At 27.8% G+C, this 14,647-nt stretch carries 14 protein-coding genes and 3 pseudogenes; 4 read left to right on the forward strand and 13 right to left on the reverse strand.

Annotation, left to right across the window (positions count from 1 at the left end):
- Nucleotides 1-416, forward strand: a 416-nt coding sequence (locus ES948_RS10945; RefSeq protein ID WP_223176050.1) for a hypothetical protein, incomplete at its 5' end; no start/stop codon positions are given.
- A 2-nt stretch (nt 417-418) separates the two neighbouring features.
- Here the strand turns inward: ES948_RS10945 and ES948_RS10420 are convergent.
- Nucleotides 419-652 (reverse strand): helix-turn-helix domain-containing protein, encoded by a 234-nt coding sequence (locus ES948_RS10420; RefSeq protein WP_152184889.1) that lies wholly within the window; start codon nt 650-652, stop codon nt 419-421.
- A 148-nt stretch (nt 653-800) separates the two neighbouring features.
- Between ES948_RS10420 and dndC the strand changes: the two genes are divergently transcribed.
- From dndC to ES948_RS10435, 3 genes are read left to right on the forward strand one after another with little or no spacing between them, the layout of a single operon-like run.
- Nucleotides 801-2,117 (forward strand): DNA phosphorothioation system sulfurtransferase DndC, encoded by a 1,317-nt coding sequence (gene dndC, locus ES948_RS10425; protein WP_152184890.1) that lies wholly within the window; start codon nt 801-803, stop codon nt 2,115-2,117.
- The gene (locus ES948_RS10430; RefSeq protein ID WP_152184891.1) at nt 2,107-4,092 is read left to right on the forward strand and encodes an AAA family ATPase; all 1,986 of its coding nucleotides are present in this window, start codon (nt 2,107-2,109) and stop codon (nt 4,090-4,092) included. The genes dndC and ES948_RS10430 overlap by 11 nt, the downstream gene beginning before the upstream one ends.
- Nucleotides 4,092-4,511 carry a DndE family protein gene (locus ES948_RS10435; RefSeq protein WP_152184892.1) on the forward strand — a complete coding sequence of 140 codons (420 nt, stop codon included), beginning with the start codon at nt 4,092-4,094 and terminating at the stop codon, nt 4,509-4,511. The genes ES948_RS10430 and ES948_RS10435 overlap by 1 nt, the downstream gene beginning before the upstream one ends.
- Here the strand turns inward: ES948_RS10435 and ES948_RS10440 are convergent.
- The 12 genes and pseudogenes from ES948_RS10440 to ES948_RS11265 form a co-directional block, all read right to left on the reverse strand.
- Entirely contained in the window at nt 4,508-5,671 is a 1,164-nt protein-coding gene (locus ES948_RS10440) for a DGQHR domain-containing protein (RefSeq protein WP_152184893.1), read from the reverse strand. The two genes, ES948_RS10435 and ES948_RS10440, sit on opposite strands and share 4 nt — an antisense overlap.
- 8 nt (nt 5,672-5,679) lie before the next feature.
- Nucleotides 5,680-6,282 carry a hypothetical protein gene (locus tag ES948_RS10445; RefSeq protein WP_152184894.1) on the reverse strand — a complete coding sequence of 201 codons (603 nt, stop codon included), beginning with the start codon at nt 6,280-6,282 and terminating at the stop codon, nt 5,680-5,682.
- 1,692 nt (nt 6,283-7,974) lie between these two features.
- A pseudogene (locus ES948_RS11255) lies at nt 7,975-8,283 on the reverse strand (sigma factor-like helix-turn-helix DNA-binding protein); the annotation flags it as partial.
- Complete coding sequence (locus ES948_RS10455) at nt 8,276-8,731, reverse strand: hypothetical protein (RefSeq protein WP_152184896.1); 456 nt, start codon at nt 8,729-8,731, stop codon at nt 8,276-8,278. The gene ES948_RS10455 and the pseudogene ES948_RS11255, both read right to left, overlap by 8 nt.
- Nucleotides 8,725-9,189, reverse strand: a complete 465-nt coding sequence (locus tag ES948_RS10460; protein ID WP_152184897.1) for a DNA phosphorothioation-associated protein 4 — start codon at nt 9,187-9,189, stop codon at nt 8,725-8,727. The genes ES948_RS10455 and ES948_RS10460 overlap by 7 nt, the downstream gene beginning before the upstream one ends.
- Nucleotides 9,189-11,231: an AAA family ATPase gene (locus ES948_RS10465; RefSeq protein ID WP_152184898.1), complete on the reverse strand. Its 2,043-nt coding sequence runs from the start codon at nt 11,229-11,231 to the stop codon at nt 9,189-9,191. Before ES948_RS10465 ends, ES948_RS10460 begins: the two co-directional genes overlap by 1 nt.
- 17 nt (nt 11,232-11,248) lie before the next feature.
- The gene (locus ES948_RS11190; protein WP_281346810.1) at nt 11,249-11,380 is read right to left on the reverse strand and encodes a hypothetical protein; all 132 of its coding nucleotides are present in this window, start codon (nt 11,378-11,380) and stop codon (nt 11,249-11,251) included.
- Nucleotides 11,381-11,395: 15 nt separating this feature from the next.
- Complete coding sequence (locus ES948_RS10470; RefSeq protein WP_152184899.1) at nt 11,396-13,459, reverse strand: DEAD/DEAH box helicase family protein; 2,064 nt, start codon at nt 13,457-13,459, stop codon at nt 11,396-11,398.
- 80 nt (nt 13,460-13,539) lie between these two features.
- Nucleotides 13,540-13,686 (reverse strand): annotated as a pseudogene (locus ES948_RS11260) (DNA cytosine methyltransferase); the annotation flags it as partial.
- Between the two features lie 207 nt (nt 13,687-13,893).
- Nucleotides 13,894-14,046 (reverse strand): hypothetical protein, encoded by a 153-nt coding sequence (locus ES948_RS10950; RefSeq protein WP_188109517.1) that lies wholly within the window; start codon nt 14,044-14,046, stop codon nt 13,894-13,896.
- Between the two features lie 39 nt (nt 14,047-14,085).
- On the reverse strand, nt 14,086-14,256 hold the full coding sequence (locus ES948_RS11000; protein WP_223176051.1) for a hypothetical protein: 171 nt from the start codon (nt 14,254-14,256) through the stop codon (nt 14,086-14,088).
- 12 nt (nt 14,257-14,268) lie between these two features.
- Nucleotides 14,269-14,427: pseudogene (locus ES948_RS11265) on the reverse strand (DNA cytosine methyltransferase); the annotation flags it as partial.
- Nucleotides 14,428-14,647 lie beyond the last annotated feature (220 nt).

Raw genomic sequence — 14,647 nt, forward strand, 5'->3', positions numbered from 1 at the left:
AAATGCGCGGGGTGGCCAAATGGGATGCGTGCCTACAAACGATAGAGCAAGGCTTTCAAAGAGCAATAAACCTCATAGATAATGATGGTAAATTTCTAGATATTTTAAACTGGGGATTTGTAGAGAATCGACATATCATCAGAATGATATTTAACTTCGCTATGTTTGTGTGGGAAAATAGTGACAGAGAGTTAGCTATAGAACTTTTTACAAAACTTTTAAAATCAAACCCAAATGACAATATAGGTGCAAGATACTCTATAGTGGCTATTTTAGAAGGCTTTGACTCTCAAGAGGAGTATGAAGAGCAGTTTGAGAGTAAAAATGGGATGGGACTTGAGTATGAAGCTCTTGAAAAATGGTTCTACGAGTCTGCTCAAAAGCATTTAGATGTTATTGGGTGGTGGTTGAAATAATGCTATATAAAAAAATCACTAATTTCACAATTTAAAACTTTAGATAGTTTGTATAGCTGCTCGATATTAAAGTGTTTTTTTGATCCTAATTCTGCTTGAGAAATTATCGTTGTAGATTTTTGTCCAATAGCCATAGCTAATTCTAGTTGTGTTAACTTTTTTTCTAATCGAAGACGTTTAACATTCATTCCAATCTTTTTATGCAACTCAGTAACTTCTAAATCTATATTTTTCATGAACTTCCAATAGGAATTATTTTTCTATAAGTTTATCTATAGTAGAATATTTTTTCAACTTCCAATAGGAATAATAATAAAAATATTATTTTTATGTTATGTTAATGAAGTATAATTCTATTACAAAGAAAAGAGGTAAAGTATATAAATGCTAGATACTAAAATCAGAAGTGTTATTAATAAATTAAAAAAAGAATTTTTAGCTGATACTCGACCATGGGTAGTTACATTTTCTGGTGGAAAAGACTCCACAACTGTTCTTCAACTTGTAACTGAAATGCTGCTAGAATTAAGAACAGAGAATAAAAATTTAAAAAAAGTTTATATTGTTTCTTCAGATACTGGTGTAGAAATGCCAGTTATTGAAGATTATACAGGTAATAAACTTATCCAAATTGAAAGTTATATCAAAAAAGAAAAGCTCAATATGGAAGTACATCTTCTAAAACCAAAAGTTACTGATAGTTTTTGGACACTTCTTCTTGGAAAAGGTTATCCATCACCAAATCAAAATTTTCGTTGGTGTACTGATAGAATGAAAATAAAGCCAGCCACTAATTTTTTAAAATCTCTTACTATTAAAAATGAATCTATTCTAATGCTTTTGGGAGTTCGTTCTGATGAGTCTCAAGCTCGTGCACAATCTATAGAAAAAAGAGATGAAAACCATCGAGGCTTTTCAAAGCATAATGATATTCCAAATGCTTTTGTTTATTCTCCTATAAAAAATTGGACAAATGCTGATGTATGGACATACTTAAGTAAATACCCCGCACCATGGGGTAAACATAATGATATGATGGTTCTTTATGATAAAGGTTCAGGAGAAGCAGATTGTAATATTGCATTAAATCCAGAAGCTGCATCATGTGGTAAGACTCGTTTTGGTTGTTGGGTTTGTACTGTTGTTAGTAAAGATAAGTCTATGGAAAATATGATGAGGAACAAAGGTGATGAATGGATGGAACCATTGCATCACTTTAGAAATAAACTTGATGAGTATCGTTATGATCATTCTAAAAGACAACCTCGTCGTAGAAATGGACAAAAATCAGTAGGACCATTCTTATTATCAGTTAGAAAAGATTTTTTACAGGAACTTTTAGAAATAGAACAATCATTAATTCAACAAGGTAAAATGGGAAATAAGAAATTAATCTCAGATGAAGAGATAATTCAAATTCAAAAAGAATGGTTGCATGATGGAGATTTTTTTGAAAGTGCAATAAAAATGGCTCATTCTGTAAATCGTTTAATAAATTACGAATCAGTGAAGTCGTTTAATGGTGAAGATAGAAAATTTATTGAGGCAATATGTGATAAAAATCATATCCCAGTAAAATTAATTGAAGATTTAATGCAAAAAGAACATAGTTATAGACATCAAATAAAAAGAACCAAAATATTTACTGATATGGAAAAATTAGTTGAAAATTTTGCTAATGGGGTTGTAAATGAGGTTTAAGTCTATATCAATTGAAAATGTATTTTCATATTATGGTTTAAAAAAGTTTGACTTTGAAAATAAAGATAAACCAGTAGCTTTAATTATTGGTGAAAATGGTTTTGGTAAAACTTCATTTATAAATTCTGTAAAGATAGCTTTGCATGGTATTAATAAAGATATTTTAACTATAGGTAATCAAATATTGAGTAAAGAAGATTTTGTTGTAGGTAATAACAGCAAAAACTTTAGTGGTATGCTGAATCGTAAAGCTAAACTTGATGGAATAAATGAAGCTAAAATTACAATTACTATAGATGATGATGAAATATTTGTAGTTGAAAGAACTTTTAGTTTTAAAGATAATTCCTATGTTGAAAGCTTAATACTTTATGATGAAGAATATACTCTACTTGCTCAGGGTGATGATGCTCAGGATATTATAAACCAAAAAATATCTCCTACTATGGCTAGATTCTTTTTCTTCGATGGAGAAAAGATTCAAACAATCGCAGACTTCTCTCATGCTGAGTTTACACAGATGCTCGAAGATGTATTAGAACTTGATATTTATGATCAAATGGCTAGTGATGCAGAGTATTTAATTCGTAAGATTAACAGAGCTGAATTAGATCAAGATTTACAAGAAGAAGCGCAAGAAAAAGAGAGAGTAATTGTAGAACTTAAAAAAGAGATCTTGAACACTGAAGAATTATTATATAACGAAAAAAAGGTTGTTCTTAAAGAGCTTGAGGGTAAAAAGAGAGAATTAGATAATAAATTAAAAAAACTAAAAAGTCGTTTTCAACAAGCACTTTCTAATGCAAGAGCATCTTTAGATATAGCAGAAAATGAAAGAATAAAATTAGTCCAAACAATGAAGCAAGCAACACTAGTACAGTTACCATTATTGTTAAATTCTTCTTTAGCAGGTAAAATTAAAGAGGATATAGATGCTCATTATCGTGGAAAAGTTCAAATAGACTCAAATGTATTAGCAATAAAAAAAGAGCAGCTTATGAAGCTCTTAGATACTCTTGATTCGAAAGAAAAGATTGCTAATGCATTTGATAATGTATTTCAATCAAGTAATAAAAATCAAAGTGTTTCTTTTGCTAATCCATATAGAATAGAACAACAGTTTGATGCTCTTCCTAAAATAGATTTATCTAAATTGTTATCTAACCTTTCAGATAATGCTCTTGAAATACAAGAGTTACAAAATGAAATTATTACACTTGAAAATAAAATAGTTGATGATAAAAAAGAATATGAAAGTGATTTTATTTTAGCTATGGAAATAACAGAAGATATAATTCGTCAAAATGTAAAATGTGAACAATTGGAAGAAAAAATTATTGCTTTACATGAAAAAGAAAAAGAGCTAAGAAAAGAGCTTGGTAAACTTACAATGAAAGAACATAAAAATAATATTGCAAATATTAAAATAAAGACACTTCGGTCAATTATAGAAGTAAGCAAAGTAATGAAGAAGAAAATAAAGACTGATAAAAGAGCAAACCTTGAAGAGTCTATTAATGCTAAATTTAAACTACTAAAAAAAGAAGATTGGGATGCGGATAAAATTAACTTAGATATTAATTTCAATATTAACCTTTATGATATAGATAGCAATGCGATGGATATCTTATCATGTTCATCTGGACAAAAGCAGATAATAGCTACTGCCCTTATATGGGGAATATCTGAATATATTGCAGAAGATATTCCTATGATAATTGATACTCCACTTGGTAGACTTGATGAAAACAATCAATCTCTTATTTTAAATAAATTCTATCCAGAGGTTTCAAAACAGGTTATTATTTTACCAACTCCTAGTGAATTAAAACATGATGGATTTAAAACTTTAGTCCCTTATATATCTCAAACATTTAAATTAAGTAATGCCGGATCTGCAACAACTGTTGAAGAAGTAGATACTGATGATATTATAAATTATAAACAATTACAAGAAAATCTGGAGATAGCATAATGAGAACTACTGAACATACAGAACAACATCTTTCTCGTATAGCTAGACTTCTTGGGTTTGAAAATGATCCTAAATGGTTAACTATTCGTTTTGCTATTTCAATATCATTAGCACTAGAAGAAAAAATAAATATGAAAGAAAAAATAGATTTTTCAAATGGAAAGACTTATAACTTAGAAGTTATTACAGGTAAAGGTAAGCTAGACCTTACTGGTGATCAAGCTGATTATAATGATTTAATGGCTCTAATTATTGCTAATGTAGAAGAAAAACAGATTAAAACAGAAAGAGAATTTGAAAAAGCTTTAGAATTTCACTGCGAAAGAGGTTTTAATATTTTAACCTCTTCACTTCGTGATAATAGTGATATTTTTGGGTGGATTAAACAAGAATTTTTAACACTCCCTTTATATCCTTAGAGTACTAAAGCATTATAAATATGTTCATAAAGTTTTTTTTGTAAAGCTTTACTTCCAGTTCCTTTAAAATTTTCATTATCAAAATAAATCTTTGGATTTTGGGAAATATTTTTAAAAATTTCTTTTAATTGTTTTTCAAATATTTCTTGTTTGTATTCTTCTATATTTATTTTTGGAAAAATATCATTGAAAATTTTCAATAAGGCATATACTCCAGGAGACTTTAATAAATAGTATTTATACTGATATGAAGAATAAGTACCATCAAGTTTTGTCTTTGGATAGTAATCTGGAAAGTGATTTTCAAAAAACCGAAAATAATCTGTTAAAATATTAGGTATTTTTTTGAAATTTGGTACAATATTTTCTTCTTCAGGTTCTTCATATACTTCATATTCATTGTAGATTGAGTAAAGATTCCCTTTAATATTAATTAATTCATCAATAACTGTTTCAACAAAAAATGCTAAAGAAACCGTTCCTGGACCATTTCCTAACATTTTTATTAGTCCATTGAGATGAGAACTTTTATTAAGTGTTTTAGCTAAGTAGTGTGCAAATGTTAATTCATTTTTTATATCAGGTATAGAACCAAAAATATCATAAAATAATGATTTATTTACTGGTTTTTGTTTAAAGTTGATATTTGCAAAAACTTGAGATTGTTCATATAAATCATAATCAAATAAAAAAGTGGCAAAAAACTCAAAATCATTATTTGTAGTACTTTTTTCCAAAAATCTTTCTACCCCTCTAAATCGATGCTGTCCATCAACAATTAAAATCTTAAAGTAACTATTTTTAGGTAAGATTAGCTCTCTATCATTTTTTAGAATAGGTAAAGCTTCATTTGATTGAAGATAATTATCAATATTTTCCTCATAGTCTTCCAAATTTGCTGTATCAAAAGATAATATTAATGGAGTTGCAAATGGAATTACAGGTGTAAAATCTGTTTTACTAGCTTCCTCTAAATCAAATAAATAATTTGCAATATCGTTAACTCTTCGTTTATCTGTTTCTCTTTGAAAAAGCTTACCTTCACTACCTATTCGTTTAGTAAGAATAACATTGTTTTTTATTTCATTATAATATATTTTACCAATATACATATCTTTCGCACCAATTTGAGAAATTTTTATTAAATCAATTGTTTTCATTATTTTTCCTAAAAATGTTTCTGGATTTTTTTAGTGTTTGTAGAGGGTTTACTAACACTCAGAAGTCGTGATATCTTTTTCATTTCATGGTCCATTGCCTTAAGAACATATTCTTTTTTCTCCTCACATCCACAATCATTTACATAACACTTAATAAACTCAAAATAATGCTCTGTTACCGTTGAAATTTGATCACTATATGTTGCCTCAATATCACATTCAATAGTTTCTTGTAATTCATCTTTAACAGCCTGAATATCACTTGTTCGTTTTTTATGTTGTTCTGACAAATCATTCACCTTTATATCAATTTGTTTCCGTAAATAATCCAATTCACCTACATATTTATCTTCTAGTTTACTAATTCGACCTAAAGTATGATGAAATAAAAAGGCTAAAAATAATAAAAATGTCACACTTACACCAATAACTACATTTCTCTGAATAACTAATTCCTGAATAGTCTTCTCATAATGATTTACTTTTTTTGCAAGTGTACTAAATTTTTTTTCTTCTACATTTACTTGACTTTGCTTATTGACTTGTACTTTACAATATAGTTGTGTACTAATAATTAGCATTAATAGCACTAGTGTTTTAAGTTTATTCATTTATTCTCCTAGTTAATTTTATTGAATTTTCAAAGTACCTAGATGTTATTTTTTATTAATATAGCTAGGATTTTCCCTATTTGGTATAAATGAAAACTTATCATTAGATAATATATCAGTAAGTAAATATCTATTCCATTCAACAGAAATTTTAGGTAGTTTTATATTAGTAAGTAAATCTTCTATATGTATTTCTGAATCTATAGTGTTTTCTACCAATAAGTTTACATCATCTATATTATCTTTATTAAGTCCTATATTTTTAATACTTGTATATCTTTCTTTATCTAATCTAACAATCATTTTAATTTTTGATTGTGTAAAATATGCAGTTATCAGTCTAGGAGACAATCCCCTTATAGCAAAATAATTTGAGATATCATTAATAGATATAATATCTTTATTAATTAATAAATTGTTAATGATTACATGAAAATTTAAACTATCTTTTGTAACTGCATAGTCTTTATTGACAATCCGTGTGTTGGAAATATTGAAATATGTTTCTTTTTTACATTTTTTTAGTAATTCCAAAATTACTGTATTTATATCATATTGAGGATAGTCTTTTAATTCTTGTGAAAAAGCATCTATAATAAGATCTATATAGAAAAAATCTAATTCGAGTACTTTAGAATTGGCATATTCTACTAGCTTATTGATTAGGGCATCAGGTAATTCTATAAATTTTCTATTCTTATATTTAAATGTATCTACTGCAATTACATCAGGAGAATAGTCTATTAATTGTTGTACTCTTAATTTTCTTGTTTGCATACTTGAAACTAATTCATCTAGAGCATAGATTTTGTTTTCTACCAATAGGTTCACAAGTGTAGTATTTAAACTTCTTCTCTCTGTTCCTGCTTTAGATATCCAAGGAGAATCTTGATATGAATAATCATCAGGAAACTTCAATTTTAAACAAGTATGTAAAGCAAATTTATTTGGAATACCTATAGATACTAATTCTTTTTCAAATTTATCAAAACAAAATTTGAGATCAATTTGTGTTTCATGTAAGTTTTCATCTATAAAATGTAATACTTTAGTAAAATCATATGATTCTAAAATTGGATTAATATACATAACATGTATATATTTACCCCAGTCCCAAAGAAATATCTTTTCTGAATTTCCAACAGCTGTGGCTATTCCCCTTTTTTTGTCACTTATTGTAAAAATATTGGGAAAAAACTTCTCTAGCTCATCAAAAATAGTATCTATCTCTTGATGTACATATATACCATCCGGATAATGACTAAATACAAATTCAACCATTGGTCTTTTTGGTTTATAGAAATAATGAAAAAAATATTGATTTTTATCTATTTTTCTTAATTTGTCTTTTTTTACTAAAGCATCTATAATTTGTTCAATATTGGATAATTTTGGAAATATTGATTTTAGATATTCTATTAAATCTTCTTTCATAAATAAAGATTTATTTGTTTCTTGGAAAGTATATTCGATTTTTGAAACAATTCCATTAAAAGTAAATTCTTTATATTCAACAAGAGCCATTAAATTTTTATCAAAAATGATTTTTGATTTTGACAAAGGGTGAGATATAACGGCACAATATAACAACTTAAGTTCTTTATCTTTAATAGGTAGGTCATCAATAGGGATCATGGACTTTTTTAATAATTCAGCTAAAGTATTAATGATTAAAGGTCTTGCATGAAAGTTTAATGTTTTTATTGCTTTTTGTTCAATTTGACGAACACGCTCTCTTGTGATTTTTAGCTCTTTACCTATTTCTTGTAAAGTTTTCTTTTCTATTGATCGTTTTTTTAAAACTTCTATATCTTTAAGCTTGACTTTTGAAAAAATTTCTAAAAGTTCATGATCTATATAATTAATAGAGCGTGCTTTTTTGGGTAAAATAATCGAAAATTTACTTTCAAAAATTAAAGAATTTTCAGTTATATTTACTTCTGAAAAATTTAAATAAAGTTCTAATAATTCTTGATTTTTTAAAATTTCTTGTTTATCCATTTTTTAAAAAAACTTCCAGTTCATCAATTGACAGTTTAAAATTATTGTCATTTTCTATTTGTTTAATTTGAACAGTTTGATCAATTGCTAATGTTAACAGTTTGTATAATCTTGAATAAGAGGGGTATTGTTGCAGCTCATTTAATTTTAAAATATCTGCTTCAGATAGTGTGTCATATTTTATTTTTATTAAATATCTATATATAATATCATTAATTGGAATAACAGGTTCTTTTATTCTAGATATTGTTTTCCTTGCAATAATTTCATTATTGTTAATTTCAATTGCATCTGCTAAAAATAATAACCTAGCAAGCTCTAATACAATTCCCTGGTTTTGCTCTAAAAAACCTTTCTCTTTTAGTAAGTTTTTAACTTCTTGACTTACTTTAAAGGATTCAAATAGTAAAGCATAAGCATCTTCATAACTTTCTTCTTTGATTACCATGATATATCTTCTTCTGCTTCATGAGGTATTTCTTCCGTTAATTCATCATTGAGCAATAATAATATTTGCTCAAATGCATTTTCAGGATGATTTTCAATAGTTTTTAAAAGTATCTCCAATCCACCGTTAGCATATCTTTCTATGGTTGTTACCATCTCTTTAACTATATCTTCATCAGCTTTATCAATTTTATTTATATCTCCATTGCTATCATGAATGATTACCATATCCATGAACTTTCTTTGTTCATCTGTAAAGTATATTATTTGTATTGGATCACTTGTTGGACCACTTAAAACAGATTGTTTTCTTCTTTTAACTCCTAAAGCAATTGCAAAGGTATATATATCAAATAGTGATGAAAAAAAACCAGTTTTTTCAGATCTTGCATCTAAAAATTTAAATACCATATCTTTATCTTTTGAACGAGCTAATCTTTTCTTTTCAAATAGATTCATTATTTAATCTCCAGTTTTTCAATTGTTGTAAATTCTCTATCATCTTGAACTTCTAAATCGTAAGTTGTTTTATTGAAATATACACGATTTCTTTCACCCTCTAAATAATTTAACTTTGGACGATGAGCAATCAATCGATAAGCGTGTGCTAAAGAATCATGAAATACACTTTCTATATCTTCATTCCATTGTTCTTGATTAAGTAATATAATAACTTGTGGAGAAAGTTCCTTTAAAGCTGTAGAGATTGTTTTCTTGTATACTGCATCAAATTCACCATATGGAGAATCGACTATAATAGGATAAACTCCAGCACCAGTAGATAAATAATCATTTTCCATACTCATCTCTTTTTCTTTTGCCAATTCAATCAATGTTGATATAAATATAAGGCTTATTAGCTTTGCTTCACCTCTAGACTTTCCAGAAACATTACCATCCTTACCTACAACCACTAATCTAAATGATTCATCAAGATATGCTTTTTTTTCTGAATGAAGCATTGCTTCAAAGCGATTAGCTAACCTTTCTGATAATTCAATTCTTATACTTTCTATTTCTTCTTTATTTTTTTCTTCTAACATAGACATAGCTTCTTCACAGAATGAAATACGATTACGCAACAAAGATACTTCTTCTGAAATAGATTGTGATACTTCTAGGTCTTTTTTTGCTTTTTTCATTTCAGTATTTAATTGTTCAATTTCTATTTCAAGTTGAGCAATTAATTTGATTTTTTCATCTTTTTCATTCAATGTTTCAGTTCGTTTTAAATCTAGACGTTCTTCTTTATCATAATCTAGCCATTTATCAATTTCATCAGTTATTCTAGTAATTTCTTGTTCTAATCGACTTTTTTTCTTTTCTAGCTCTTTAATAGCATGTCTACTATCTTTTAATCTGCTTATAAAATCTTTATTATCATTTTTATGGGATTCTACAAAAGAGCCTAATGATGAGAGGTTTCCTTCAAGCTCTGATTTTGCTGTAGCCCTTTTCATGATATTTTCTAAATGCTTATAACGAGAACCACCTTCAATTAATTCTTCACCACATATACATCGATGTTCTTTCATAAGTTCTTCTATAAAATGTTTTCCAATACCAATAAGAGGTAGTTCTCCTCTTTTTTGTTTATCTTCAATAATATTTGATACATTTGAAAATGCTTCATGAGATAGTGCTAAATATGCATTTTTTGTTACTAAATCTTTTTGTTTATTATGTGCATTTATTAACTCAGACTCAACTGATTTTAATTCCTCTTCAAATCTTTTTCTTTCTTCAATTTTTGGCTTTGTTTCTTTAATTTGCATTAATTCTTTATCAATTGCTAATAATTTTTTTTCATATATATCTCTATCTTCAATAGCTTTTGAAAGATTTGATTTTTTTACTACTAATTGATCATCAATTTGATCTATTCGTTCTTCAGGTATATCAGTGATTCCACTATTCGTTTGAATTTTTGCTGATTCTTTGTCAAAAGTTTTTTTAGCTTCTTTAATTAAATCATATGCTGTTGTTCTTGTATCAATTTTCATAACATTCTTGATACCTTTTTGTACTAAATCTGGTCTTGATGAATCTGCAAGTTTTCCAATACCTTCTCCATCAAAAAAGAAGTACTCTTTCATACTTGGTCCTAGTATAGTATCAATTTTCTCTTGTGCATAATGCTGAGTTACATTATCTATAACGACATCCAAGGAAATTGGACCATTTACTTGTTTTGAGCCTTCTTTTGTAACAACAATACTTCTTGTAACTATATATTTTGATTTTCTATCTTCAAACATTAGTACAACTTCAGCTGTTGCCTGCTCACCTTCTTCTAAATTATCAAATGTATTATTATTTAAAAATTGTTCTGTTAAATCACCATAAGGCAATTTTTTGCCTCCATAAAGACACCAAACTAAAGCAGTTAAAATTGTTGTCTTTCCAACACCATTAGAAGCTATTACAACACTTACATGCTTGTCGTCAATATTAGAAAAGTCAATCTGATTTCTTGCTTCAAACTGTCTAAAATCAGTCATTATTAGTCTTTGTAAGATCATCTTTTTACCTTTCTTTCAACTTCTTTTTTAATAAGATTAACTTTAACAGAATTTGATTCATTTTTATTGTTATCAATAATGTCAAAAACAATTTTTATAAACTCTTGAACTTCATTTTTTGTATACATTCTACTTCCTTATACTTATATATGTAATAAGTGATACTCACTCATAATATCTATCAATGGTCCTTCGCAGTCTGCTTTGTTTAATGCTAAGTCTGCAAACTCTCTATATCTGATAAGTTCTTTTTCGAGATATTTTCTATTGATTTTATATTCTTCATCTGTATTATAGCCATATGGTACAACAAGGAAATCATAAATTTCAGCAAATTCTTTATTTTTTGCTTTTCTAAGGACTCTACCTCTTCTTTGTATAAATTCTTTTGGGTTTGAACTACTAGATAATATAAAAGCTCTTTTAACATCTGGAATATCAACCCCTTCATCAAGACATCTAATGGCAACTAAACCATTAATATATTGTTTTTTTAGATGTAAAATTAAGTTTGATCGTTCTTCTTGGGAAGGTGAGTCCATTGCTGTAAAATTTTCAACATTCATACCAAGCGATTCTACTAACAATTGTACTTCTTCTACCATTCGCATTGCATTATCTTCATCGCCAGTAGTTTTAGCAGCACAATAAAACAAGTTAAAAGAGCTGTTTTCTAATTTATTAGTAATTAATGTTTCTTTTAGTGCTGAAATTTTATTTTCTGCTCCTGAAATAATTTTAGCTCTTTTCATTAGTAGTGCTTTAATTATATCATCGTTATTATTGTCATCAAAAATAGACATTTTAGAAATTTTTCTACTTAATTCTATATATTTAGATTGTTCATTTTCTGTTAAATGAACTAGAATAGGATAGTATTTATATGGTGTAAGCATTTTCATTTCAATTGCTTTTGCTAAAGAAAAGTTATAAATAATCTTTCCTAAATAATTAAAAATAGCAGTAGTTCCTTCTTCATCCATATATCGATCAGGTGTTGCAGATAGCCCCAGTTTAAAATTAGCATTAGAAAGATAAAATTTTTGAATTTCAGAAGAACCAAAATTATGTGCTTCATCAACAATCAGACAAAGGTTAGTAAGTTTAGATATTGGATCTTGAAATTTAGATGATATGTAGGTTGCTGTGGTAGTAATAATAAAGATATGCTTTTGTTCTTTGAATTTATAGTTTGTAATAGCTTCAAAAAGAGGAGTAGACCATTGTTTACTACTTTGAAAACATTTAATAAATGTAATACCAAATTCTTTTGCCTCTTCAGCCCATTGAGTAACTAAATGTTGGTATGGAACAACAACTACTGTTGCAAGATATTCTTCTGATTTCAGTAAATTTATTAAAGCATTAAATGCAGTTATCGTTTTACCTGTACCTGTTGCCATTGATAAGATACCTTGATAGTTATTTTTTTTCCATTCTTCATATGCTTCTTTTTGATAGTCTCTTATTTCTATCCATTCAGGTAATGAAGGGGCATTGTTTTCTTTTATAGTTGCGATTTTTTGTTTTCCCACATTGTTGATGTTTTCTTCTACATGTCTAATTAATTTATTTTTAGATGCTTCTGAAAAATTATATATATCACATCCAATATTTGTATTATTCCATAGTGTTTCAAAATGGTTCTTTTTATTTAATGCTCTTGAACTATCTTCCCAAGAAGTAAATACATCTATACTTTCAAAATTATGTTCAAATGCATTGGTAGTTTCATTGGAAGAACCAGAAAAGGCAATATAATTGGAACTTTTATCAAAAAAAATACCAACTTTCTCATGATATATTCCATAACCTTTTGTATTCTTAGGAATTGCAATTTTAATCTCTAGTCTTCCTATCCGTAGAAGTTCTACAAGTCTTGAAATACCATCTCCCATACCTTCTTGAAATTCATTTTCAATAATATAATTTATTCTGTCTTCACAAATTACTTTTTTACTACTACCTTTTTCTATAGCTTCACTATCTTCTTTTGTTAATTCTACTGAAGTAATCAGTTTTATTTTACCTCCGTTAGAAAGAAAGTTCTGAAGTGTATTACCAAATGCTTCTAATGAAGAACTTCTAAAGTAACCAACAGCTCTCCAATATTCAGTAGCTTCACTAAATGCAGGTTTATAAAATTCATTAACAATATTATTGATTCCAGTTTTATATTCTTCTAAAAAAGTATAGTCTTTTAACAAGTATTCACTGTCCTAATTATTGAAATTATTTCAATAATTATAGTAAAGTATAATTAACAAGGTTTTTACCTTATGATAGATTATAAATTTGTACGAGAGTTTTTGAATATGTATGTAATTATATCCACAGTCCACCCATTCCCAATCATCTTATATCTTTGAGAATTAGAAACTCCCTGTGTATAGTTGTCTGGTAGAGTTTGAAGTCTCTCACACTCCAAAGGTGTGAGTTTTCTGACATATCATTTTTTACTGTAGTGCATAAACTCATAGTTAGCGGCTGTTAAACAGTTAGACTTCTCAAGTATAGCTCTTCATCTTCTAGTTTTTGAGTTTAAAAATGTAGCATCAAAGCACTCTCAAGGTTTTATTATCTCACAGTAGCCTTTTTTAGTATTTTCTCACACTAAAAGTATTTTAGGTCACTGGTTCCCTCACGAGTTAGCTGTAAGTGTCGGAGATTTATGGTTTATATCATAAACTCTTTTGCTACTTTCAAATCCTGCAATATCTACTTTTGCAACAGGTTTAAGACCGTTTACACTCAGTTTAGAGTTCTCTAAGATTGTGAAGTCTTTAAATATCAACTGCCTTCTTGATTTTAAGAAGTAGTTTTTTATATTTCATCAACAAGCATAGTGTGCATCAAGGTAGTAGGATTTACTTCTGTCTGTTACTCCATCTTCTAAAATATCTGCTAAAACTATATTTTTATCTTTTGGTTGGGCTATATTTGGAATATTAGTCCAGTAGAGTCTTACTCTATTTTGGGCAGAGACTAGTGAACTATTTATCATGATGGGTTCTACTCACAGATATTTGCTTATAACATCTTGATACTCTTTTTTCATCCTTACATTTTCAAAGAGGAAATATTTTGGTTTTGTGAGTTCTAGGATTCTCACATACTCAAAAAATAGCTTACTCCTCTCATCTTTAAAATTCAACTGCTTCCCTGCGAAGCTAAAACCCTGACATGGACTTCAACCTATGAGCAGATCTATATCTTTTGGAAGATTTGTTTTGTTAAGGTTTTTTATATCTCAGAGTTGGATAGTGTCAGGATGATTTTTTTGAGCAATTTGGATGGCATACTTATCTATCTCGCTTGCATAGTAGGCATCTACTTTTATATTTGCTCTTTGTAATTGTCAAACGAACTGCTAAAATTGGCACTAAAGGAAGTGA

The organism is Sulfurimonas indica (genome assembly GCF_009192995.1).
Classification (GTDB): domain Bacteria; phylum Campylobacterota; class Campylobacteria; order Campylobacterales; family Sulfurimonadaceae; genus Sulfurimonas; species Sulfurimonas indica.

What these genes read in the sequence shown, in the direction of transcription:
- ES948_RS10420 (WP_152184889.1), bottom strand. Translation starts at nt 652, where the DNA reads ATGAAAAATATAGATTTAGAAGTTACTGAGTTGCATAAAAAGATTGGA.
- dndC (WP_152184890.1), top strand. Translation starts at nt 801, where the DNA reads ATGCTAGATACTAAAATCAGAAGTGTTATTAATAAATTAAAAAAAGAA.
- ES948_RS10430 (WP_152184891.1), top strand. Translation starts at nt 2,107, where the DNA reads ATGAGGTTTAAGTCTATATCAATTGAAAATGTATTTTCATATTATGGT.
- ES948_RS10435 (WP_152184892.1), top strand. Translation starts at nt 4,092, where the DNA reads ATGAGAACTACTGAACATACAGAACAACATCTTTCTCGTATAGCTAGA.
- ES948_RS10440 (WP_152184893.1), bottom strand. Translation starts at nt 5,671, where the DNA reads ATGAAAACAATTGATTTAATAAAAATTTCTCAAATTGGTGCGAAAGAT.
- ES948_RS10445 (WP_152184894.1), bottom strand. Translation starts at nt 6,282, where the DNA reads ATGAATAAACTTAAAACACTAGTGCTATTAATGCTAATTATTAGTACA.
- ES948_RS10455 (WP_152184896.1), bottom strand. Translation starts at nt 8,731, where the DNA reads ATGGTAATCAAAGAAGAAAGTTATGAAGATGCTTATGCTTTACTATTT.
- ES948_RS10460 (WP_152184897.1), bottom strand. Translation starts at nt 9,189, where the DNA reads ATGAATCTATTTGAAAAGAAAAGATTAGCTCGTTCAAAAGATAAAGAT.
- ES948_RS10465 (WP_152184898.1), bottom strand. Translation starts at nt 11,231, where the DNA reads ATGACTGATTTTAGACAGTTTGAAGCAAGAAATCAGATTGACTTTTCT.
- ES948_RS11190 (WP_281346810.1), bottom strand. Translation starts at nt 11,380, where the DNA reads ATGTATACAAAAAATGAAGTTCAAGAGTTTATAAAAATTGTTTTTGAC.
- ES948_RS11000 (WP_223176051.1), bottom strand. Translation starts at nt 14,256, where the DNA reads ATGATAAATAGTTCACTAGTCTCTGCCCAAAATAGAGTAAGACTCTAC.